This is a genomic window from Bordetella petrii (genome assembly GCF_020991325.1).
GTDB classification, from domain to species: domain Bacteria; phylum Pseudomonadota; class Gammaproteobacteria; order Burkholderiales; family Burkholderiaceae_B; genus Bordetella_A; species Bordetella_A petrii_E.
In genome coordinates, this window is sequence record NZ_JAJMLX010000067.1 from 1 (window position 1) to 19,382 (window position 19,382).

The 19,382-nt window shown below is 65.3% G+C and carries 19 protein-coding genes; 2 read left to right on the forward strand and 17 right to left on the reverse strand.

Going from position 1 to position 19,382, the window contains the following annotated elements; all coding sequences use genetic code 11:
* Window positions 1-177: 177 nt before the first annotated feature.
* The 13 genes from LPZ50_RS09185 to LPZ50_RS09245 all read right to left on the reverse strand — a co-directional run bounded on the left by LPZ50_RS09185 (window position 178) and on the right by LPZ50_RS09245 (window position 14,434).
* Window positions 178-1,458 carry a PA0069 family radical SAM protein gene (locus LPZ50_RS09185; protein ID WP_230660302.1) on the reverse strand — a complete coding sequence of 427 codons (1,281 nt, stop codon included), beginning with the start codon at window positions 1,456-1,458 and terminating at the stop codon, window positions 178-180.
* A gap of 199 nt (window positions 1,459-1,657) precedes the next feature.
* Window positions 1,658-2,956: a sulfate adenylyltransferase subunit 1 gene (locus LPZ50_RS09190; RefSeq protein WP_230660305.1), complete on the reverse strand. Its 1,299-nt coding sequence runs from the start codon at window positions 2,954-2,956 to the stop codon at window positions 1,658-1,660.
* A gap of 48 nt (window positions 2,957-3,004) precedes the next feature.
* A complete protein-coding gene (gene cysD / locus LPZ50_RS09195; RefSeq protein ID WP_230660308.1) occupies window positions 3,005-3,913 on the reverse strand; it encodes a sulfate adenylyltransferase subunit CysD in 909 nt (302 codons plus the stop codon).
* A gap of 10 nt (window positions 3,914-3,923) precedes the next feature.
* Complete coding sequence (locus LPZ50_RS09200; protein ID WP_230660311.1) at window positions 3,924-4,676, reverse strand: phosphoadenylyl-sulfate reductase; 753 nt, start codon at window positions 4,674-4,676, stop codon at window positions 3,924-3,926.
* On the reverse strand, window positions 4,673-5,737 hold the full coding sequence (locus LPZ50_RS09205) for a sulfate/molybdate ABC transporter ATP-binding protein (protein WP_230660314.1): 1,065 nt from the start codon (window positions 5,735-5,737) through the stop codon (window positions 4,673-4,675). The genes LPZ50_RS09200 and LPZ50_RS09205 overlap by 4 nt, the downstream gene beginning before the upstream one ends.
* 13 nt (window positions 5,738-5,750) lie before the next feature.
* Window positions 5,751-6,653 (reverse strand): sulfate ABC transporter permease subunit CysW, encoded by a 903-nt coding sequence (cysW, locus tag LPZ50_RS09210; RefSeq protein ID WP_230660317.1) that lies wholly within the window; start codon window positions 6,651-6,653, stop codon window positions 5,751-5,753.
* Entirely contained in the window at window positions 6,650-7,531 is an 882-nt protein-coding gene (cysT, locus tag LPZ50_RS09215) for a sulfate ABC transporter permease subunit CysT (RefSeq protein WP_230660320.1), read from the reverse strand. The genes cysW and cysT overlap by 4 nt, the downstream gene beginning before the upstream one ends.
* Window positions 7,532-7,553: 22 nt before the next feature.
* Window positions 7,554-8,579 carry a sulfate ABC transporter substrate-binding protein gene (locus LPZ50_RS09220; protein ID WP_230660323.1) on the reverse strand — a complete coding sequence of 342 codons (1,026 nt, stop codon included), beginning with the start codon at window positions 8,577-8,579 and terminating at the stop codon, window positions 7,554-7,556.
* A 219-nt stretch (window positions 8,580-8,798) separates the two neighbouring features.
* Complete coding sequence (locus LPZ50_RS09225) at window positions 8,799-9,440, reverse strand: peroxiredoxin (protein ID WP_230660326.1); 642 nt, start codon at window positions 9,438-9,440, stop codon at window positions 8,799-8,801.
* A 137-nt stretch (window positions 9,441-9,577) separates the two neighbouring features.
* A complete protein-coding gene (locus LPZ50_RS09230) occupies window positions 9,578-11,404 on the reverse strand; it encodes an acyl-CoA dehydrogenase (RefSeq protein WP_230660329.1) in 1,827 nt (608 codons plus the stop codon).
* 13 nt (window positions 11,405-11,417) lie between these two features.
* A complete protein-coding gene (locus LPZ50_RS09235; RefSeq protein ID WP_230660333.1) occupies window positions 11,418-12,395 on the reverse strand; it encodes a tripartite tricarboxylate transporter substrate-binding protein in 978 nt (325 codons plus the stop codon).
* 54 nt (window positions 12,396-12,449) lie between these two features.
* Window positions 12,450-13,217, reverse strand: a complete 768-nt coding sequence (locus tag LPZ50_RS09240; RefSeq protein WP_230660337.1) for an enoyl-CoA hydratase/isomerase family protein — start codon at window positions 13,215-13,217, stop codon at window positions 12,450-12,452.
* A complete protein-coding gene (locus LPZ50_RS09245) occupies window positions 13,214-14,434 on the reverse strand; it encodes a CaiB/BaiF CoA transferase family protein (RefSeq protein ID WP_230660340.1) in 1,221 nt (406 codons plus the stop codon). Before LPZ50_RS09245 ends, LPZ50_RS09240 begins: the two co-directional genes overlap by 4 nt.
* A 97-nt stretch (window positions 14,435-14,531) precedes the next feature.
* Here LPZ50_RS09245 and LPZ50_RS09250 point away from each other — a divergent pair, with 97 nt between their 5' ends.
* Window positions 14,532-15,455, forward strand: coding sequence for a LysR substrate-binding domain-containing protein (locus LPZ50_RS09250; protein WP_230660343.1), 924 nt, complete (start codon window positions 14,532-14,534; stop codon window positions 15,453-15,455).
* 40 nt (window positions 15,456-15,495) lie between these two features.
* Here the strand turns inward: LPZ50_RS09250 and LPZ50_RS09255 are convergent, their stop codons facing one another.
* The 3 genes from LPZ50_RS09255 to LPZ50_RS09265 all read right to left on the reverse strand — a co-directional run bounded on the left by LPZ50_RS09255 (window position 15,496) and on the right by LPZ50_RS09265 (window position 17,412).
* The gene (locus LPZ50_RS09255; protein ID WP_230660346.1) at window positions 15,496-16,008 is read right to left on the reverse strand and encodes a DoxX family protein; all 513 of its coding nucleotides are present in this window, start codon (window positions 16,006-16,008) and stop codon (window positions 15,496-15,498) included.
* A gap of 92 nt (window positions 16,009-16,100) precedes the next feature.
* Window positions 16,101-16,592: a DUF1097 domain-containing protein gene (locus LPZ50_RS09260; protein WP_230660350.1), complete on the reverse strand. Its 492-nt coding sequence runs from the start codon at window positions 16,590-16,592 to the stop codon at window positions 16,101-16,103.
* Between the two features lie 58 nt (window positions 16,593-16,650).
* A complete protein-coding gene (locus LPZ50_RS09265; protein ID WP_230660354.1) occupies window positions 16,651-17,412 on the reverse strand; it encodes an SDR family oxidoreductase in 762 nt (253 codons plus the stop codon).
* A gap of 157 nt (window positions 17,413-17,569) precedes the next feature.
* Here LPZ50_RS09265 and LPZ50_RS09270 point away from each other — a divergent pair, with 157 nt between their 5' ends.
* Complete coding sequence (locus LPZ50_RS09270; protein ID WP_230660357.1) at window positions 17,570-18,490, forward strand: LysR family transcriptional regulator; 921 nt, start codon at window positions 17,570-17,572, stop codon at window positions 18,488-18,490.
* A 111-nt stretch (window positions 18,491-18,601) separates the two neighbouring features.
* On the opposite strand, the gene LPZ50_RS09275 is transcribed toward LPZ50_RS09270, so the two are convergent.
* The coding region (locus LPZ50_RS09275) for an electron transfer flavoprotein subunit alpha/FixB family protein (RefSeq protein WP_230660360.1) at window positions 18,602-19,382 on the reverse strand (781 nt) is incomplete at its 5' end.

Genomic DNA, 19,382 nt, shown 5'->3' on the forward strand with positions numbered 1-19,382 from the left:
TCGCGTACGGCGGCGGAGACGAGGAGTCCGTCGGCGGTTTCGAGGGGGCTGAGGCTGATCTCGACGGGGAATTCGGTGCCGTCCTTGCGCAGGCCGTAGAGGTCGAGGCCGGCGCCGGCGACAAGGAAACAACGGAATCGGAAGCAAGCGTGGCGGTAGTCATGGAAAGAGCTCCGGTTAGAAAAGCGCTAACTGCGGTGAAGGTTGAGAGGGCGAAGGCTGGGCACGCCGCTGGCCGCCCTGCCCCGTGGCCGAGGCCGCCGTGGCAGGCGGCATGGGCGCCTGGAACAAATGGGTGGCCAGTTGCGGCCGCGTGGTGTTCAAGCCCAGCTTGCGCACCGCCAGGTTGAAACGCTGGCGCAGCAGGTCGGCCCAGATGCCGGTGCCGCGCATGCGCGAACCGAAATTTGGATCGTTGCGGCGGCCATTGCGCAGGTCTTCGATGCGATGCAGGACGCGCTGGGCGCGATCGGGAAAATGCGCCTGCAGCCATTCCTCGAACACGGCCCGCACTTCCCATGGCAGGCGCAGCACGGTGTAGCTGGCGTAGCAAGCCCCCGCCTGGCGGGCTTCCTGCAGGATATGTTCGAGGGAAGCGTCGTTGATGAACGGGATGACGGGCGCCACCAGCACCCCTACCGGCACGCCGGCGTTGGCCAGCGCCCGTACCGCCTGAATTCGCCGCCACGGGGCCGAGGCGCGCGGTTCCAGGGTGCGCGCCATGTCGGTGTCGAGCGTGGTGACGCTGACGTAGACCGTGACGAGGCGGTGTTCGGCCAGCGAACGCAGCAGGTCGAGGTCGCGTTCCACCAGGGCGTTCTTGGTTACCAGGGTGGCGGGGTGGCGCGTCTGCAGCAGGAGTTCCAGCAGCCCGCGCGTGAGTTGCCATTCGCGTTCGACGGGCTGGTAGACGTCGGTGGCCGAGCCGATGTTGATGGGCGACACCCGGTAGCCGGGACGCGCCAGTTCGGCGCGCAGCACATCGACCGCGTTGGCCTTGGCAACCAGCCGGGTTTCGAAGTCCAGCCCCGGGGAATAGCCCAGGTAGGCATGGGTGGGCCGCGCATAGCAGTACACGCAGCCATGCTCACAGCCGCGGTACGGGTTGACGGCTACGTCGAAGGGGATGTCGGGGGAATCGTTGCGCGACAGCAGCTTGCGGGCCTGTTCGGCCTGCACCGAGGTTTTCAGGGCCGGTTCGGCGGCGATGGGAATATAGGTGGCAGGCGGCGCTTCGGAGGTGCTGGTGGGCCAGGCCGGGCCGATCCAGGAGGTATCGGCGGCTGCCGGGGCATCGGCCGGAGCATGGGTGGCGGCCCAGCCATCGTCGGCGGGCGCGCGATCGGTTTGCTGGAAGCGGTGGCGCACGTTAGTAACCGCTCCCCGGCCGCGCAAGGCGGCGGGGGCGGCAGCCGGGGACCCAGAACCGGCGGGAAAAACGTGATCGGTGCGTTCCATGAAAGTACTGTACAAAAAACCAGTACTTTCAGCAAGCCCCTTCCGCCCTGAACAGGCGACGTCCCACTTTACCGCAAGACGCGCCGGCCGTCTGGAGATTTCATTCCACGCTCTGGAAATCGCCCGCAAACCCGCATAAATGCTGGGTTTTGCCGAAAAACAACAGGCCGCCGCCGGGTATTTTGCGGCGGTCTTGAGGCTAACGCAGCATGCCCGCGGCAGCGGTCTGGTGCGTGGCTTCGTCGATCAGGATGAAAGCTCCCGTGGCAGGCGCATCGGCATAGCGATCGACCGCCAGCGCTTCGCGTGTGACGAGCGTGACGCGGCCGATTTCGTTCATCGCCAGCGTACCGCTGCCGTTGGCCACTTCCTGCAGTTCGTGGATGTCGCGCTGCGTCAGCACGTCGCGGATCCTCGCCGAGGTCAGCCGCGTGCCATGCTTGATCAGATACTTGCGCGACGGATTCAGGGCCTGCGCATCCAGCCAGCACAGTTCGGCCTCGAACTCGCGCGCCACGCGCGCAGGTTCAGCCACATGCGACAGCACGTCGCCGCGCGAGACATCCACGTCGCGATCCAGCACCACGGTCACCGAATCCCCGGCCACGGCGGCATCTACGGCGCGGTCGAAAGCCAATACCTCCCGCACGCGCGCGGCCACGCCCGACGGCTGCACCACGACTTCATCGCCCGGCCGCAGCACGCCGCTGGCCACCCTGCCCGCGTAGCCACGGAAATCTTCCGCGCTGTCTCCGCCGTGGCGCGCCACCCATTGCACCGGAAAGCGCAGCGCCTGCGCCGCGGTCGGTTCGGCCTGGCTCAACTGCTCAAGCAGGCTGAGCAGCGGCGGGCCTTCGTACCAAGGGGTCTTGGCCGACGGGTTGACGACGTTGTCGCCTTCCAGGGCAGACAGTGGCAACACGTGGAAGTGCGGAATATCCAGCCGCCGGGCGAGGTCGGCGTAGGCATCGCGGATGCGGTCGAACACCGCGCGGTCCCAGTCGACCAGGTCCATCTTGTTAACCGCCACCACGATGTGGCGTATGCCCAGCAGGCGCGCGATTGTGCTGTGCCGCTTGGTCTGCGGCAGCAGCCTGCCGTCGGCGGCGCGCGTGGCGTCGATCAGGATGATGGCGGCATCGGCGGTGGACGCGCCGGTGACCATATTGCGTGTGTACTGCTCGTGCCCCGGCGCATCGGCCACGATGAACTTGCGCAGGGGGGTCGCAAAGTAGCGGTAGGCCACGTCGATGGTGATGCCCTGTTCGCGCTCGGCTTCCAGGCCGTCGGTCAGCAGCGCGAAATCGATGCCGTCGCCCGCCACCCGCTTGTACTTGGCCCGCGAAATGGCATCCAGCTGGTCGGCGAACACGCCCTTGCTGTCGTACAGCAGGCGGCCGATCAGGGTGGACTTGCCATCGTCGACCGATCCGGCCGTAATCAACCGCAACACGCCGCTATCGGCGCCCGAAAGAAAAGAATCGTTCACAGCATTCATGGAAAAGTCCTGTGCGGCGCCTGCGCGGCGCCGGGATCGGTTCAAAGATCAGAAATAGCCTTCTTTCTTGCGGCGCTCCATCGAGGCCTCGGAAGTCTGGTCGTCCATGCGCGTGGCGCCGCGCTCGGTGATATCGGTAATGGCGGTTTCCGCGATGATGGCGGCCGGATCTGCCGCCTCGGACGCCACGGGACATGTGCATGAGATATCGCCCACGGTGCGGAAACGCACCGCCAGGTTCTCGACCAGCTCGCCGTCTTTCGGCGGCGTCAGCGGGGTCACGGGCACCAGCAGGCTCTTGCGGCGCACGACATCGCGCCGGTGGCTGTAGTAGATGGACGGCAGGGCCAGCTGTTCGCGCTGGATGTATTGCCAGACGTCCAGTTCGGTCCAGTTGGAAATGGGAAACACACGCATGTTCTCGCCCGGATGCACACGGGTATTGAACAGGTTCCACAGCTCGGGGCGCTGCGCCTTGGGGTCCCACTGGCCGAATTCGTCCCGGAACGAGAATATCCGTTCCTTGGCGCGCGCTTTTTCCTCGTCGCGCCGCGCGCCGCCGATGCACGCGTCGAAGCCGAATTCCTCGATGGCCTCGAGCAAGGTCACCGCCTGCGCCGCGTTGCGTGAATCGTGCTCGCGGCGTAGCACCACGCTGCCCCGCCGGATCGAGTCTTCGACACTGCGCACCAGCAGGGTTTCGCCCAATTCAGCGGCGCGCCGGTCGCGAAAGGCAATGACCTCGTCGAAGTTGTGGCCGGTATCGATGTGCATCAAGGGAAACGGGAAGCGGCCAGGCCGGAAGGCTTTCTCGGCCAGCCGCAACAGCACCACCGAATCTTTGCCCCCCGAAAACAGCAGGACGGGCTTGGCGCATTCGGCGGCCACTTCGCGCAAAATGTAGATCGCTTCGGATTCCAGCCAATCCAGGTGGCTGCGATTGACGACGACAGACATGGTTTTCCTTTTATACAGAAGTCGATTTCACCGGCTCGGCGGCCACCGGGATGACCCGGTTGCCGGCGTGCAGCCCGCATTCTTTGGAATCGGATGATTCCCACCACCAACGCCCTGCCCTGACGTCTTCGCCCGGCCGGATGGCACGGGTACAGGGTTCGCACCCGATCGACGGGTAGCCCTGGTCATGCAGCGGGTTATAGGGAATGTCCAGGGCCCGGATCGCATGCCATACGTCTTCCTCGCTCCATGCCGCCAGCGGGTTGTATTTGTACAGGCCGAACACCGGATCCCGCTCGGATTCGGGCAGCTCGCCGCGCGTGGCGGCCTGGCCGCGCCGCTGCCCGGTGATCCAGGCGCCGCGGTCCGCCAGCGCGCGCTTCAGCGGCTCGACCTTGCGGATCTGGCAACAGGCTTTGCGCAGCTCCACGCTTTCATAGAAGGCATGGGCGCCGTGCGCCTGCACATGGGCCTGTACGGCGCCGGCATCGGGGCGATACACGGTGATCTCGCGGCCATAGCGTTCCCGCACCGTATCCAGCATGCCCAGCGTTTCTGGGTGCAGGCGTCCGGTGTCCAGCGAAAAGACTTCCAGCGGGAAGCCGCCGTCGTAAATGGCGTGGGTCAGCAGCATGTCCTCGGCGGCCAGCGACGAGGCCAGGGCCGCGTCGGGGTACCTTGCGGCGATCTCGGCCAGGCATTCCTGCAGCGCCTGCCAGCGCACTGCCACGGCGGGGTTCAGGGCGGTTTCCAGTGTCATCATGGTTGCGCGGCGAATACCCGGGCCCGGCGCGGCCGCGCCAGCAGGCTTTCGCCCTCCTTCAAGTTCAGTTCGCGATAAAGGTGTTCGGGCACCTGGGCCTCGATCGTGGCCTGGATATCCTGGCGTTCCAGTTCCAGGTAAGCGCTGGCGCCGGCCAGATAGGCATGGTTCAAGCGCACCGGAATGCCCTGCCCCGTGCCGTTGTCGCGCGCCAGGTCAATCTCGTGCGGCCGCACATACGCCACGGCCTGGGTGCGCTCGACCTGGGCCAGTTCGGGCGCCGGCAGTTCCACCCCATGCGCATGCCACACACCGCGCGTGGCGTGGCCCTTGAGCTGGTTGACGTCGCCCAGGAAGCCGTAGACGAAGGGCGTCGCCGGCTGTTCCCAGACTTCGCGCGGGGTGCCTACCTGCTCGATGCGGCCGGCATTCATCAGCACCACCCGGTCGGCCACCTCCAGCGCTTCTTCCTGGTCATGGGTCACGAACACGCTGGCCACGTGCAGGTCGTCATGCAGGCGGCGCAACCACCGGCGCAGTTCCTTGCGCACCTTGGCGTCCAGCGCCCCAAAGGGCTCATCCAGCAGCAGCACGCGCGGCTCTACCGCCAGGGCACGGGCCAGCGCGATGCGCTGGCGCTGGCCGCCCGACAATTGCGCGGGATAGCGGTCGGCCAGCCAGTCCAGTTGCACCAGGTTCAGCAGTTCGTGCACTTTCTCGCGGATCTGCGCCTCGGACGGGCGTGCGGCACGCGGCTTGACGCGCAGTCCGAACGCCACGTTCTCGAATACGGTCATGTGCTTGAACAGCGCATAGTGCTGGAACACGAATCCCACCTGCCGGTGGCGCACGTCCACATCGGTGGCATCTTCGCCCGCGAACAGCACGCTGCCGCTGTCAGGCGTTTCCAGCCCGGCAATGATGCGCAGCAATGTGGTCTTGCCGCAGCCCGACGGGCCCAGCAAGGCCACCAGTTCGCCCGTCTCGATGTGCAGCGACACATCGTCCAGCGCCCGGAAGTCGCCGAAGCGGCGCGACAGGTTCTTGACTTCGATACTCATGCAAAACACTCCTTCATGCCGCCGCCGGCCGGGGCGCGGCCGCCGGCGCGGCGGCACGTTCCATGGGCAGGCCGGCCTCGTCGGGCCGGGCGCTGCGCCATTCGATCAGGTTCTTCGCCAGCAAGGTCACCAGCGCCAGCAGGGCCAGCAGCGATGCCACCGCGAAAGCGGCCGAAAACTGGTATTCGTTGTAAAGAATCTCCACGTGCAGGGTCATGGTGTTGGTTAGCCCACGGACATGGCCGGACACCACCGACACCGCCCCGAACTCGCCCATGGCGCGCGCGTTGCACAAAATGGCCCCATACAGCAGGCCCCACTTGATGTTGGGCAGCGTCACGCGCCAGAAGATCTGCCAGCCGCTGGCGCCCAGCGTCAGGGCGGCCTGCTCTTCCTCGCTGCCCTGCGCCTGCATCAACGGAATCAATTCGCGGGCGATGAACGGGAAGGTGACGAACAAGGTCGCCAGCACCACGCCCGGCACGGCGTAGATGATCTTCAGGTCGTTGTCCTGCAGCCAGGGGCCCAGCCACCCCTGCGAGCCGAACAGCAGCACGAACACCAGGCCCGCCACCACCGGCGACACCGAGAACGGCAGGTCGATCAGGGTGATCAGGAACTGCTTGCCGCGGAACTGGAACCTGGCAATGGCCCAGGCCGCCGCCACCCCGAACACCAGGTTCAACGGCAGGGAAATCGCCGCCACCCACAATGTCAGCTTGATAGCATCCCAGGCATCGGGTTCGGTAATCGCCGCCAGGTACAGGTCCGCCCCCTTCTTGAAGGCCTCGGCGAACACCGCCACCAGGGGCATCAGCAGGAACAGGGCCAGGAACCCCAGGGCCAGCGCCAGCAGCAGGCCGCGCACCCAGCGCGGTTCTGTCAGGTGCTGGCGATCGGTTGCGGCGCGGCTCATGCGTGTCTCCCGCGCCGGGCCTGCCAGCCTTGCAGCAGATTGATGATCAGCAGCAACACGAACGACAGCAGCAGCATCACCGTGGCAATGGCCGCCGCCCCCGCATAGTCGAACTGTTCGAGCTTAGAAATGATCAGCAGCGGCGTGATTTCGGACACCATGGGCCGGTTGCCGGCAATGAACACCACCGACCCGTACTCGCCCACGGCGCGCGCAAACGCCAGGGCGAACCCCGTCAGCAGGGCCGGCAGCGCAGTGGGCAGCAGCACGCGGCGTATGGTCTGCCAGCGGCTCGCTCCCAGGCTGGCGGCGGCCTCCTCGATTTCGCGCTCGATGTCTTCCAGCACCGGCTGCACGGTGCGCACCACGAAGGGAATGCCGATGAATATCAGCGCCACCACGATGCCCAGCGGCGTGAATGCCACCTTCAGGCCCAGCCATTCCTCCAGCGGACCGCCCAGCCAGCCGTTCTTGGCATACAGCGCGGTCAGCGCGATGCCAGCCACCGCGGTGGGTAGGGCAAATGGCAAATCGACCAGGGCGTCCAGGACTTTCTTGCCCGGAAAGGTATAGCGCACCAGCACCCACGCCACCAGCATGCCGAACACCAGGTTCACCAAGGCCGCCACCAGCGCGGCACCGAAAGTCAGCTTGTACGACGCCACCACGCGCGGAGCGGTAACCGTCTCCCAGAAACCGTCCCACCCCAGGCCGGCGCTTTTCAGCGGCAGGGAAGCCAGCGGGATCAACACCAGCAAGCTCAGGTACAGCACCGAGTAGCCCATGGAAAGACCGAAACCCGGCAGTACGCCGGGCCGGGTGCGTCGCCGGACCGCGGGCGCTTTCGCGCCCGGGGCCGCTATCGAGGCTGTGCTCATGATTGCAGTCCGCCCCAGGCCATCATTTGCCGCCAGGCTGGTAGATCTGGTCGAAGGTGCCGCCATCGGCAAAGTGCATCTGCTGCGCCTTCTGCCATCCGCCGAATACCGGGTCGTCGATCTTGATCAGCTTCACCTTGGGGAACTGGCCGGCATACTTGGCCGCCAGTTTCTCGTCGGTGGGACGATAGTAGTTGCGGGCAATGATCTCCTGCGCCTGCGGCGTGTACAGGAATTCCAGGTAGGCCTGCGCGGCGGCGCGCGTACCCTTGCGGTCCACGTTCTTGTCCACCACGGCCACCGGAGGTTCCGCCAGGATGGACAGCGACGGCACCACGATGTCGAACTTGTCCGGACCTAGTTCCTTCAGCGCCAGGAAGGCTTCGTTTTCCCACGCCAGCAGCACATCGCCCACGCCGCGCTCCACGAACGTGGTGGTGGAGCCGCGCGCCCCGGTATCCAGCACGGGCACATGGCGGTAAAGCTCGCCCACGAATTCCTTGGCCTTGTCCGTGCTGCCGCCATTCTGTTCCAGCGCATAGGCCCACGCGGCCAGGTAATTCCAGCGCGCGCCGCCCGATGTCTTGGGGTTGGGCGTAATGACTTCGATACCGGGCTTGACCAGGTCGTTCCAGTCGTGGATTTGCTTGGGGTTGCCCTTGCGCACCAGGAACACGATGGTCGAGGTATACGGCGAGCTGTTGCGCGGCAGGCGGCTTTGCCAGTTGGCCGGCAGCAGGCCGCGCGCGGCGATGGCGTCGATGTCGTAGGCCAGGGCCAGGGTCACCACATCCGCGTCCAGCCCATCGATGACCGAGCGGGCCTGCTTGCCGGAACCGCCATGCGACTGGCGGATGGTCAGTTCCACGCCGTGCCTGGCCTGGTATTCCTTGGCGAAAGCCGCATCCACCTCGCGATAAAGTTCGCGCGTGGGGTCATACGACACATTCAGCAGCGCCTGCTTGTCTTGCGCCTGTGCCGACATGCCCAGCACGAAAGTTGCCGCCACGGCAGCCAGTACGGTCCAGATCTTTTTATTACGCGACATGCTGCACCCGATGTATGAACAATGGATGCAAGTGTGCGGGCTGGCCGAACTAAACTGAACGAATCATTTTTTGGTTGCTCATCGCCGCCAGGCATATAGAACCGGCTGCGGCCGCCCGCGCCCGGCAAGCCGGCGCGAATAAAAAACCGCGCCCTTGCGGGCGCGGAGGCGGCACCGGCGCGGGCAAGGCGCGCACGCCTTACCCACACCAAAAGTGATTTACTTATTCGGCTGGGGCGTAACGCGCAGGTACGGGCGCACGGCTTTGTAGCCCTTGGGAAATTTCTGCTTGATCACCGCCTCGTCCTGCAGCGACGGCACGATGATGACATCGTCGCCATCTTCCCAGTTCACCGGCGTGGCCACGCTGTGGCTGTCGGTCAGCTGCAGCGAATCGATGACGCGCAGGATCTCGTTGAAATTGCGGCCCGTGCTGGCTGGATAGGTAATGATCAGGCGCACTTTCTTGGCCGGGTCGACCACGAATACCGAACGCACCGTGGCGGTGGCGCTGGCGTTGGGGTGGATCATGTCGTATAGCTCGGCCACCTTGCGATCATCGTCGGCGATGATGGGGAAGTTCACCTTGGTGGACTGCGTATCGTTGATGTCGTCGATCCATTTGGTGTGCGATTCGACGCCGTCCACCGACAATGCCAGCACCTTCACATTGCGCTTGGCGAACTCGTCGGCCAGCTTGGCGGTGTAGCCGAGTTCGGTGGTGCACACCGGCGTGAAATCGGCCGGATGCGAGAACAGCACGCCCCAGCCGTCACCCAGGTATTCATGGAAGCGAATCGGGCCGATGGACGATTTCTGCTCGAAGTCCGGGGCGGTATCGCCCAGGCGAAGTTGGCTCATGGAAGTCTCCGTGACAGTGAATGCCGCCGGCATGGGCCGGCGGTAGGCAAAAGCGACCCTTGCGGGATCGGCGTCACACGATTCTTACATCAAACCCGTATCACCGGAAATACGTAAGTTGTATATCTTTAATAACGCTACGCAATATCAGATTGCGCTGCGCAGGCGTCGGCCACGTCGCTGGCCCGCACCGCGGCCGACAGGGCCAGCGCGCGCGGCAGGATCTGCCCCCCATAAAATACGGCGGTGGACAGCTTGCTGCGATAGAACGGATCGGTACTGCCTTCGGCCAACTGCTGGTGGCAGGCCAGCGCGGCCCGCGCCATCTGCCAGCCCCCGTGCACGATGCCCGCCAACATCAGATATGGCACGCTGGCGGCGTATACGGCCCGGATATTCGATTGCGCATGCTCCAGAATATGGGCCACGGCGCCCTCATAGGCCTGGATGGCCTGGTCCAGGTTGCCGCGCAGCAGGCTCAGGCCCGCCCGGTCGGCGGCCTCGACCCGGCCGGCGGCGCTGTCCAGCACCTTGAGCGTGTCGCGCATGGCGGCAATGCAGGCATAGGCGGTGGCGCCGCCGTCGCGCAGCGTCTTACGGCCCACCAGGTCATTCGCCTGGATGGCGGTGGTACCTTCGTAAATGGGCAGGATGCGGGCATCGCGGTAATACTGCGCGGCGCCGGTTTCCTCGATGTAGCCCATGCCGCCGTGCACCTGGATGCCCAGCGAGGCCACCTCCACGGCCGATTCCGTGGAAAACCCCTTCACGATGGGCACCAGGTATTCGTAGAAAGCGCGATTGCGGGCGCGGACCTCGGCGTCGGGATGGTGGGTGCCTTTGTCGTGCGCGGCGGCTGCCACGAACGATACCGCGCGCGCGGCTTCGGTCAGGCCACGCATGGTCAGCAGCATGCGCTGCACATCGGGGTGGCGCACAATGGCCACGGGCCCCGCCGAGCCCTCGATGGCTCGCCCCTGCACCCGTTCGCGCGCATAGTCCAGGGCATGCTGGTAGGCGCGCTCGGACACCCCGATGCCCTGCTGGCCGACGGCGTAGCGCGCGGCGTTCATCATGATGAACATGTATTCCAGGCCGCGGTTCTGCTCGCCAACCAGGTAGCCCACTGCGCCCTCGCCCGCGTCGCCCTTGCCGGAACCATAAAGCAGCACGGCGGTGGGGCTGCCATGGATACCCAGTTTGTGCTCCAGCGATGCGCACCACACATCGTTGCGCGTCCCCAGGCTGCCGTCGTCATTGACCAGGAACTTCGGCACGATGAAAAGCGAGATGCCCTTGACGCCCGGCGGCGCATCGGGCGTACGGGCCAGCACCAAGTGGATGATGTTCTCGGCCAGATCATGGTCGCCATAGGTAATGAAGATTTTCTGGCCGCTCAGGCGATAGCTGCCATCGGCCTGCGGCACGGCGCGCGTGGCCACCTGGGCCAGGTCCGAACCCGCCTGGGGTTCGGTCAGGTTCATGGTGCCGGTCCATTTACCCGCGATCAGGTTGGGAACGTACTGCTGGCGCTGCGCATCGGTGCCCACTGTCAGCAAGGCCTCGATGACCCCGTCGGTCAGCATGGGACACAGCGAGAACGCCAGGCTGGCCGCCTGGATGTTCTCGCCCGGCGCGGCGGCGACCAGCTTGGGCAGCCCCTGCCCGCCCCACTGGGCCGGATGCTGCAGGCCCTGCCACCCCGCGGCGGCATACTCGGCGAAGCCCTGCTTGAAGCCCGGTGTCGTCGTCACCTGCCCGTCTTGCCAAACGGGCGGCTGGGTATCGCCAGGCACGTTCAGCGGCGCAATGGCCTGTTCCACGAAGCGGGCGTTTTCCTCGAGAATGGCGTCGACCAGATCCGGCGTCACCTCTTCGAAACCAGGCAGCTTGAGAATCTCATCCAGGCCGGCCAGCGCCTTCAGCGCGAAGCGGAAGTCCTGCAACGGGGTGACGTAGGGCATTGTGTCTCCGGAATCAATTGGCGGTTGCCGTGCTCTCCTGGGCCAATCTTAAACCTTTGGCGCCCTCCTTGCGTGCGAACTCGGCGAAGGCCGCGGGCGACGCCGAAGGTGTCACTTCCTCATAGCCGGCCGCCAGCCCTTTCTGCACATCGGCCTGCTCCAGCACCTGCCGCGTGGCGTCAAACAACGTTTGGATCACGGGCTGCGGGGTTCCCCGCGGCGCGAAGATTCCCCACCAGTTGGAAACGTCATAGCCTGGCACGTCAGCGGCAATGGCGGGATACGGCAGCAGGCGCGAGGGCTGGCCGGAAGTCACCGCCAACGCAACCGCCTTGCCCGTGTCGATGGCGGCCTTGGCCGAGGGTGCGGTGGCAAACGAAATGTCCGTATCGCCGGCCGCCACGGACTGCGTGGCCGCCGCGCCGCCCTTGAACGGGATGTGCATGAATTTCACGCCGGCCAATTGCATGAACTCCACGGCCGCCAGATGGGTAATGACACCGTTGCCCGACGACGCCACGTTCAGTTCGCCCGGCTGCTTGCGCGCGCGCTCGAGCAAGTCCTTGACGCTTTTCAGCCCCAGCCCGGCGTTGGCGATCAATACCATGGGCCCCGTGGTCAACTGGGCCACGGGCACGAAGTCGTCCGCGGTGTAGTCCACCTTGTACAGCACGCTGTCGCTGCCCATCACGCTGGAGTTGCCCAGGTACAGGGTATAGCCGTCGGCGGCGGCACGGGCTGCGTGGCTGGCGCCTATGGTCGAACCCGCGCCCGGCCGGTTTTCCACCACCACGGGCTGCCCCAGCACCTTGGCCAGGCTGTTCGCGTACACCCGCCCCACATGATCGGCCCCGCCTCCCGGCGGGAAGCCTATCACCAGGGTGACGGGCTTGGAGGGATAGGCATCGGCGGCCTGCGCCCCGCCCGCCCACAGCCCGCCGGCCAACATCAGTGCGCACCCGGCGGCGCGCGCAGCGCGATAAACATGCATGGTTGTCTCCTCGTTGTGTTTATGTGGCCACGCCCATGCATGGCCGGGCTGGCCTCAGCGGCCGGTGAATCGCGGCTGGCGTTTTTCCTTCCAGGCCAGCGCGCCTTCCGCGATATCCTGCGAACGCTCCGAACGCAGCACGGCCTGGTCTATCTCGTGCACGTCGACCTGGCCGCGCGCAATCAGGTTCAGATGCTTCTTCACCCCCAGCAGCGCCAGGGGGGCCATGCCGGCCAGTTGTGAGGTCAGCGTGTCCAGGCGAACCTGCAGCTGGCCGGCCGGCACCAGCTCGGTAAGCATGCCGATGCGCAGCATTTCGTCCGCATGGATTTTTTCCGCCGTGAGGAACAGCCGCTTGGCCTGGTTCAAGCCCAAGCGCGTCACGTAGCGCGACATGCCGCCCGCGTAGAAATGCAAGCCCAGGCGTATGGCGGGCATGAACATGTCCGCCTGCGGCGTGCCCAGGCGGAAGTCGCACGCCAGGCACAAGTCCGTGCCGCCGCCATAAACCCCCCCTTGCACGGCCGCGAGCGTCACCGGCCGCGCCTGTTCGATCAGGTCCATGGTTTGCCCGAAGTAGGTCGAACTGGGCGCGCCGCCGGCCCCCAGCGACGAGATGTCGTACCCACTGCAGAAATACTTGCCGTCGGCCACGAAGCGCAGCACCAGCACGCGCTCATCGCGGTTCACCGTATCCAAGTGCGCGCGCAGCACGTCCAGGTCCTGCGGGCTGAGGCGGTTGGCGAAGGCGGGCTTGGCCAGCCTGATGGTGGCCACGGCCCCCTCTACCGCCAGTTGCGGGACATCGGCAGCAGTATTCATGCGTCCCCCGCCGGTTCGCCCGCCTGGAATACGACCCGGTCGGCAAGCAGGCGGTCTATGTCGCGCGGCGCCAGGCCGAATGCCTCGAACACATCGCGCGTGTGCTGGCCGAATACGGGCGGGGCCTGCCGGGCCTCCGCGTCGCGCGGCACATCGCTCAGATCCAGCGGCAGGCCCACTTGTCTCAGGGCACCCAGCGTCGGGTGCTGCAAGTCTTGCACCAGCCCGCAGGCCTGTACCTGCGCATCGGCGAACACATCGTCCAGCGTGTTGATCGGCCCCGCGGGAATGCCGTTCTCGATCATCAGGGGCGTCCACTCCATGCGTGTCTTGCGCGCCAGCGCCGTTTCCAGTTCCTGCTTCAGCGCGTGCCGGTGCTGCATGCGGTCGGCATTGGTCAGGAACCTGGCGTCGGAGGTCAGGCGCTCCAGGCCCAGGATGCCGCACAGCTTGGTCCACATGGCTTGTGTGGCGGGAGCCAGGTTGATGGGCCCGTCCGCGGTGTCGAACGTGCCGTACGGCGCGATCACGGGATGCACGTTGCCGCAGGGCTGGGGCACTTCGCCCACGCTCAGGTAGCGCTGGCCCTGCACGCTCAGCAAGGCCATCAGCGCAGCCAGCAGCGAAGTTTCCACGTGCTGGCCGCGGCCGCTGCGCTGGCGCTGCACCACCGCCGACAGAATGCCTATTACCAGCCACATGCCCGCGGCCAGGTCGCCAATGGCGGTGCCCACGCGCGTGGGCCCGGATTCGGCGGTGCCGGTCAGGCTCATGAAGCCGGAATAGCCTTGGGCGATCTGGTCGAATCCGGCCCAGTCCTTGGCGGGGCCGCGGCTGCCAAAGCCGGAAATGGACGCCATGATCAGTCCCGGATGTTCGGCCGACAGCGACTCATAGCCCAGCCCCATGCGCTGCATGGTGCCCACCTTGAAGTTCTCGACCACGATGTCGCAGCCCAGCGCCAGCCTGCGTACCAGCGCCAGGCCTTCGGGGTGGCGAAAGTCTATGCCTATGCCCTTCTTGTTGCGGTTGGCGCTCAGATAATAAACGCTTATATCGTCGTCGAAAGGCCCCCACTGCCGCACCATGTCGCCGTCCGGAGCCGGCTCGACCTTGATCACCTCGGCCCCCAGGTCTCCCAGGGTCATGGTGCTGAAGGGCCCCGACAGCGCGCGGGTCAGGTCCAGTACTTTCAGTCCGGCCAGCGGCAGGCTCATGGTTTGTCTCCTTTGGGTTGCAAACCATTCTAGGCAGGCCAAGCCAGACGAAAAAATATGATTTAACGATCAAACCATAAGATAAACTTATTTCACCATGAATCTGCGCCAGCTCAAGTACTTCGTGCGCGTCGTCGAAATGCGCAACATGACCCGCGCGGCCGAAAGCCTGCACGTGGCCCAGCCCGCGCTCAGCCAGCAGATGGCCTTGCTGGAAGACACCCTGGGCGTAGCCCTGTTGTCGCGCGGCGCCAAGGGCGTGCAGGCCACCGCCGAAGGCCTGCTGCTATACCGCCACGCGCAAACCATATTGCGCCAGGTCGACACCACGCGCAGCCTGCTGGCCCGCGCGGCGGATCCGGTCATGGGCACGGTATCCATCGGCCTGGCCTCCAGCACCGCGCGCATGCTGTCGCTGCCCCTGCTGCAACGGGTCAAGGCAGAACTGCCCTCGGTGGTGGTGGAAATCGTCGATGTACCCAGCGCCGATCTCACCAAATTGGTGCTGCAGGGGCGTGTCGATTTTTCGCTCTCGCCCGATCAACAGCCCATGCAGGGCCTATCGTGCACGCCCCTGCTGCGCGAAGACCTGCTGCTGCTGGTCCACCCCGGCTTGAAACTGCCCCGGCGCAAGCTGGCCATCGCCGACTTCCACCACGTGCCGCTGATCCTGCCCAGCCTGCCCAATACCCTGCGCGCGCGCGTCGATCACGCCTTCCTGACAGCGCGCCTGACCTGCAACCTGTTCGCCGAAGCCAGCACCTCGGCCATCCTGATTCCCGCGGTTCGGCACGGCATGGCCGCCACCATCCTGCCCTACTCCGCCGCCCATCCGGAAATCGCCGACGGCGCCATCGCCACCCGCGCCCTGGACATGGGCCTGTCGCGCGAGCTGGTGCTGTGCGTCGGCGTAAGCATGCCCCGCACCCCGGCCGTGGACCGGGTGGTCGATTTGTGCAAAAGCGAAATCAAGCGCCTGATCGCGCAACGCGCCTGGCGCGGTTGCAAGGCCTTGTACTGACTGGGCAGGCGCGGCTCATCATGATGCCCTCGGGGCAGTGTCAGACGGAAAACCTGAGCATCCGATCCGCGGCATAGCGGCCGCTGCCGCGCGCTGCGATATAGAGCGCGAGAAATCCCATCAGCACCGGGAATTCTATGCCGCGGTCAATCCAGGGCCAGGTGGGGCCAAGTGCGTAGCTGATGGCGGCCATTTCCAGCGCAATAATGAATGCGACCGGGCGCGACCACAGACCGATGGCCAGCATGATCGCGCCAACCGTTTCCAGCAGCATGACCAAGAACGCCAGTTGCGGCGCGAGTGGCAAGCCCATGACGTTCTGGATAAGGTTGATAGAGCCGGCCATCGGGTCCGCCATCGATCCATGAGCCGTGCCCAAGGCCTTGGGAAGGCCGTGAGTGAACATGACCACGCCGAACACAAGGCGCAGCAGCGCGTACAGAATGGGTTCCGCGCTGGCGTACAAGCTGCCCAGCGCAGGAAACAGCAGGCGCTCGTGAGCGCCAGGGGCTTCTCTGGAAGATATCGTCGATCTGGCTGGTGCGGTTTCCATGTCCGTCGTCCTTGTAATGAGCCATGAGGAAGCCCGGGCGGGCTTTCGGAAGGTTCGCTTTTGTATGAGATGAAATGGATGCCACGCCGCGGTCAATGGGCCGCGCTCTGCCGGATTCTCTGTTGCAGCGAGTGCGCCAGGAAGGCGGCGGTCGCTCCCAGCGTCGCGGCCAGCGCCAGCATGCCGAAGGTGGCAATAGACGGAGGCTGGTGCCAGGCGAAGTAGGCCACCAGGCCCAAGAACAGTCCGAGCAGGTTGTTGAATACCGGCACCCGGGCCAAGGACAGCGCAAGGATAGTAATCAGGAACACCACCGCGCTGATGGCGTAACTGCCCAGAATTGGCGTCAAGGCGGCCACGGCATGGGCGGCTCCGACACCCAGGACAACGCCTATCAATACGCAAGCCAGGTTGACAACCCCTTGCTTCAGATTCAGTCCTCGGGTGAAGAAGGAAATCCAGCCGACGAACATGGCCCACACTGGAACCTCGAACGCCATCACGCTGAGCGTGGCGGCCGATGATGCAATGACAGACTCGCCGACGACCACTTTCAAATGGGTAGAGAACGCATTCTTTGCCATGATTTACCTCTAGGTGCCTAGAAAACGACCGGTGCGCAATTCAGGTAAGAACGGACGCTCAGGCGAACCCGCCATTGACCCGCACGACCTGGGAATTCACCCACCCCCCATCCGGGCCAACAAGGAAAGCCACCGCGCGCGCGATGTCCTCGGGCTGCCCCAGGCGTTCCAGGGGGGAAGCCTTGCGAAGCAGGGCAATCTGCTCGTCAGACTTGCCTTCAAGAAACAGCTCGGTGGCCACGGGGCCGGGTGCGACGGCATTGACGGTAATGCCCCGGCCGCGCAGTTCGTTGGCCAGCACGTGTACCAGGCCCTCGACACCGGCCTTGGCCGCGATGTAAGGGCCGTACAGAGGAAAAGACTTGGCGGTCACGCTGCTCGATAGCGCCACGATCCGGCCGCCAGCCTGCAGGTGCATGGCTGCCTGCGCCAGTACCAGAAACGCACCGCGTAGATTGGTCTGCACGACTTGATCGAACTGCTCGATACTGTCGGGCACCACGGGCGCCAGGTGCATGATGCCGGCGCTATGCACCACCGCGCTGGGGGTACCGAAAGCATCCAGCGCTGCGGCAAACAACCGCTGCACGTCTTCCTCGCGGGACACATCCGCCTGCACGGCGATCGCTTCGCCCCCCGTTGCCTGGATGGCCGCGACCGCTTCCCGCGCCCGGGCTGCGTTGCCCGAGTAATTCACCGTGACCCTGAAACCGTCCGCGGCCAGGCGCAGCGCGATGGCGCGCCCGATGCCGCGGGAAGCGCCGGTCACGATGGCGGCCCGGACGGGCGAGGCCGTGGTGGGCGTGTCGCTGGTACTCATGATGATTTCCTTGGGATAGACGAAAAAACTCGACATCTGGCCGGCCAGAGCGGCGCGACAGATGACACCATGGCAGCTATGATGTCGGTTGATCTCCAATGGATAAATAGCCATAAATTGGCTTATTAATTCAAAAATAATCAACAATAGGCTCGCCATGGATCGCTTCGCTGCCTTGCAGCTCTTCATTCGAATCGTGGAACTCGGCAGCTTCACAGAGGCCGCAGGCGCACTGAACATCCCTCGCGCCACGGCAACTCATGCGATCAAGGAACTCGAAAACCGGCTGGGCGCCCGTCTGCTGGATCGCACGACGCGCCAGGTCAAGGCCACCCTGGACGGCCAGGCCTTTTACGAGCGCAGCAAGCGCGTCCTGGCTGAGCTGGAGGATGCGGAAACCTCCCTGAGCACTCACGTTGCCCATCCCCACGGCACGCTGCGGCTGGACCTGCACGGGGCGCACGCGACAATGATCATCTTGCCGCGCATAGGCGAATTCCGGGAACGCTATCCCCAGATCGATATTGTCATCAGCAGCGGCGATCGCCTGGTGGACCTGGTCAAGGAAGGCATCGATTGCGTAGTGCGGGCGGGCCAGCCGCGTGATTCATCGCTGGTGGTCAGAAAGCTGGCCGAAATGCCCGAGATCATCTGCGCCAGCCCGGAATACCTGGCGCGCCATGGCACGCCGACGCATCCTCGCGAATTGGCGGGACACCAGGGAATCGGTTTTTTCTCGCGGGGTCATGACAGCCGCTATCCGTTCACTGTCATCGTGGATGGCAAGGTAGAGGAGTTCGAGGCAAGCGGCTGGGTTTCAGTGAGCGACGCGGCCTGCTACACCAGCGCGGCGCTTGCTGGTTGCGGCCTGATCCAGGTGCCCCGCTTCCGCCTGGAGGAACATCTTCAGGCCGGACGCCTGGTCCAGGTACTGGCTGACTGGACATGCCCCGAACTGCCTGTTTGTGCGCTGTACCCGTTCCATCGGCAGCTTTCACCCAGGGTACGCGTATTCATCGACTGGGCCCGCGAACTGTACAGCGAGAAATTCGGCCCGCTGAAATCTGCCGGGGCATAACGGTAAACCAGAGCTCGCCCGGTCCAAAGAACGCTCCGCGCAAAAAAAACGCCGGGCGGGTCGTGCATGAAACACGACCCGCCCGGCGCGGCGCCTTGCGGCGTTACTGCTTTACAGCGCGTTGGTCAGTTCCGGCACCACCTGGAACAGGTCGCCCACCAGACCATAGTCGGCCACGCCGAAAATCGGCGCCTCGGCGTCCTTGTTGATGGCCACGATGACCTTCGAGTCTTTCATGCCCGCCAAATGCTGGATGGCGCCCGAAATGCCCACCGCCACATACAGCTGCGGGGCCACGATCTTGCCGGTTTGCCCCACCTGCCAGTCGTTGGGCGCGTAGCCCGCGTCGACCGCCGCGCGCGAAGCGCCCAGCGCCGCGCCCAGCTTGTCGGCCAACGGATCCAGGATCTTGAAGTTCTCGGCGCTGCCCAGCCCGCGGCCGCCCGAAACCACCACGCGCGCACCGGCCAGTTCCGGACGGTCGCTCTTGGCCACTTCGCGGCCCACGAACGACGACTTGCCCGAATCGGCCGCGCCCTCGATGGTTTCCACCGCGGCAGAACCGCCCGTGGCAGCCACCGCATCGAAGCCCGTGGTGCGCACCGTGATCACCTTCACCGCGTCGGCCGACTGCACCGTGGCGATGGCGTTACCCGCGTAGATGGGGCGCTGGAAGGTATCGGCCGATTCTACGCCGATGATGTCGGAAATCTGCGCCACGTCCAGCTTGGCCGCCACGCGCGGGGCCACGTTCTTGCCCGAGGCCGTGGCCGGGAACAGGATGTGGCTGTAGTTCGACGCCACGGCCAGCACCTGGGCGGCCAGGTTCTCGGCCAGCGCATCGGCCAGCTGCGGCGCGTCGGCCAGCAGCACCTTGGCCACGCCCGCGGCC

Excerpts from the sequence above, each read along its gene's own strand:
- LPZ50_RS09185 (WP_230660302.1), bottom strand. The coding sequence starts at position 1,458 with ATGGAACGCACCGATCACGTTTTTCCCGCCGGTTCTGGGTCCCCGGCT.
- LPZ50_RS09190 (WP_230660305.1), bottom strand. The coding sequence starts at position 2,956 with ATGAATGCTGTGAACGATTCTTTTCTTTCGGGCGCCGATAGCGGCGTG.
- cysD (WP_230660308.1), bottom strand. The coding sequence starts at position 3,913 with ATGTCTGTCGTCGTCAATCGCAGCCACCTGGATTGGCTGGAATCCGAA.
- LPZ50_RS09200 (WP_230660311.1), bottom strand. The coding sequence starts at position 4,676 with ATGATGACACTGGAAACCGCCCTGAACCCCGCCGTGGCAGTGCGCTGG.
- LPZ50_RS09205 (WP_230660314.1), bottom strand. The coding sequence starts at position 5,737 with ATGAGTATCGAAGTCAAGAACCTGTCGCGCCGCTTCGGCGACTTCCGG.
- cysW (WP_230660317.1), bottom strand. The coding sequence starts at position 6,653 with ATGAGCCGCGCCGCAACCGATCGCCAGCACCTGACAGAACCGCGCTGG.
- cysT (WP_230660320.1), bottom strand. The coding sequence starts at position 7,531 with ATGAGCACAGCCTCGATAGCGGCCCCGGGCGCGAAAGCGCCCGCGGTC.
- LPZ50_RS09220 (WP_230660323.1), bottom strand. The coding sequence starts at position 8,579 with ATGTCGCGTAATAAAAAGATCTGGACCGTACTGGCTGCCGTGGCGGCA.
- LPZ50_RS09225 (WP_230660326.1), bottom strand. The coding sequence starts at position 9,440 with ATGAGCCAACTTCGCCTGGGCGATACCGCCCCGGACTTCGAGCAGAAA.
- LPZ50_RS09230 (WP_230660329.1), bottom strand. The coding sequence starts at position 11,404 with ATGCCCTACGTCACCCCGTTGCAGGACTTCCGCTTCGCGCTGAAGGCG.
- LPZ50_RS09235 (WP_230660333.1), bottom strand. The coding sequence starts at position 12,395 with ATGCATGTTTATCGCGCTGCGCGCGCCGCCGGGTGCGCACTGATGTTG.
- LPZ50_RS09240 (WP_230660337.1), bottom strand. The coding sequence starts at position 13,217 with ATGAATACTGCTGCCGATGTCCCGCAACTGGCGGTAGAGGGGGCCGTG.
- LPZ50_RS09245 (WP_230660340.1), bottom strand. The coding sequence starts at position 14,434 with ATGAGCCTGCCGCTGGCCGGACTGAAAGTACTGGACCTGACCCGCGCG.
- LPZ50_RS09250 (WP_230660343.1), top strand. The coding sequence starts at position 14,532 with ATGAATCTGCGCCAGCTCAAGTACTTCGTGCGCGTCGTCGAAATGCGC.
- LPZ50_RS09255 (WP_230660346.1), bottom strand. The coding sequence starts at position 16,008 with ATGGAAACCGCACCAGCCAGATCGACGATATCTTCCAGAGAAGCCCCT.
- LPZ50_RS09260 (WP_230660350.1), bottom strand. The coding sequence starts at position 16,592 with ATGGCAAAGAATGCGTTCTCTACCCATTTGAAAGTGGTCGTCGGCGAG.
- LPZ50_RS09265 (WP_230660354.1), bottom strand. The coding sequence starts at position 17,412 with ATGAGTACCAGCGACACGCCCACCACGGCCTCGCCCGTCCGGGCCGCC.
- LPZ50_RS09270 (WP_230660357.1), top strand. The coding sequence starts at position 17,570 with ATGGATCGCTTCGCTGCCTTGCAGCTCTTCATTCGAATCGTGGAACTC.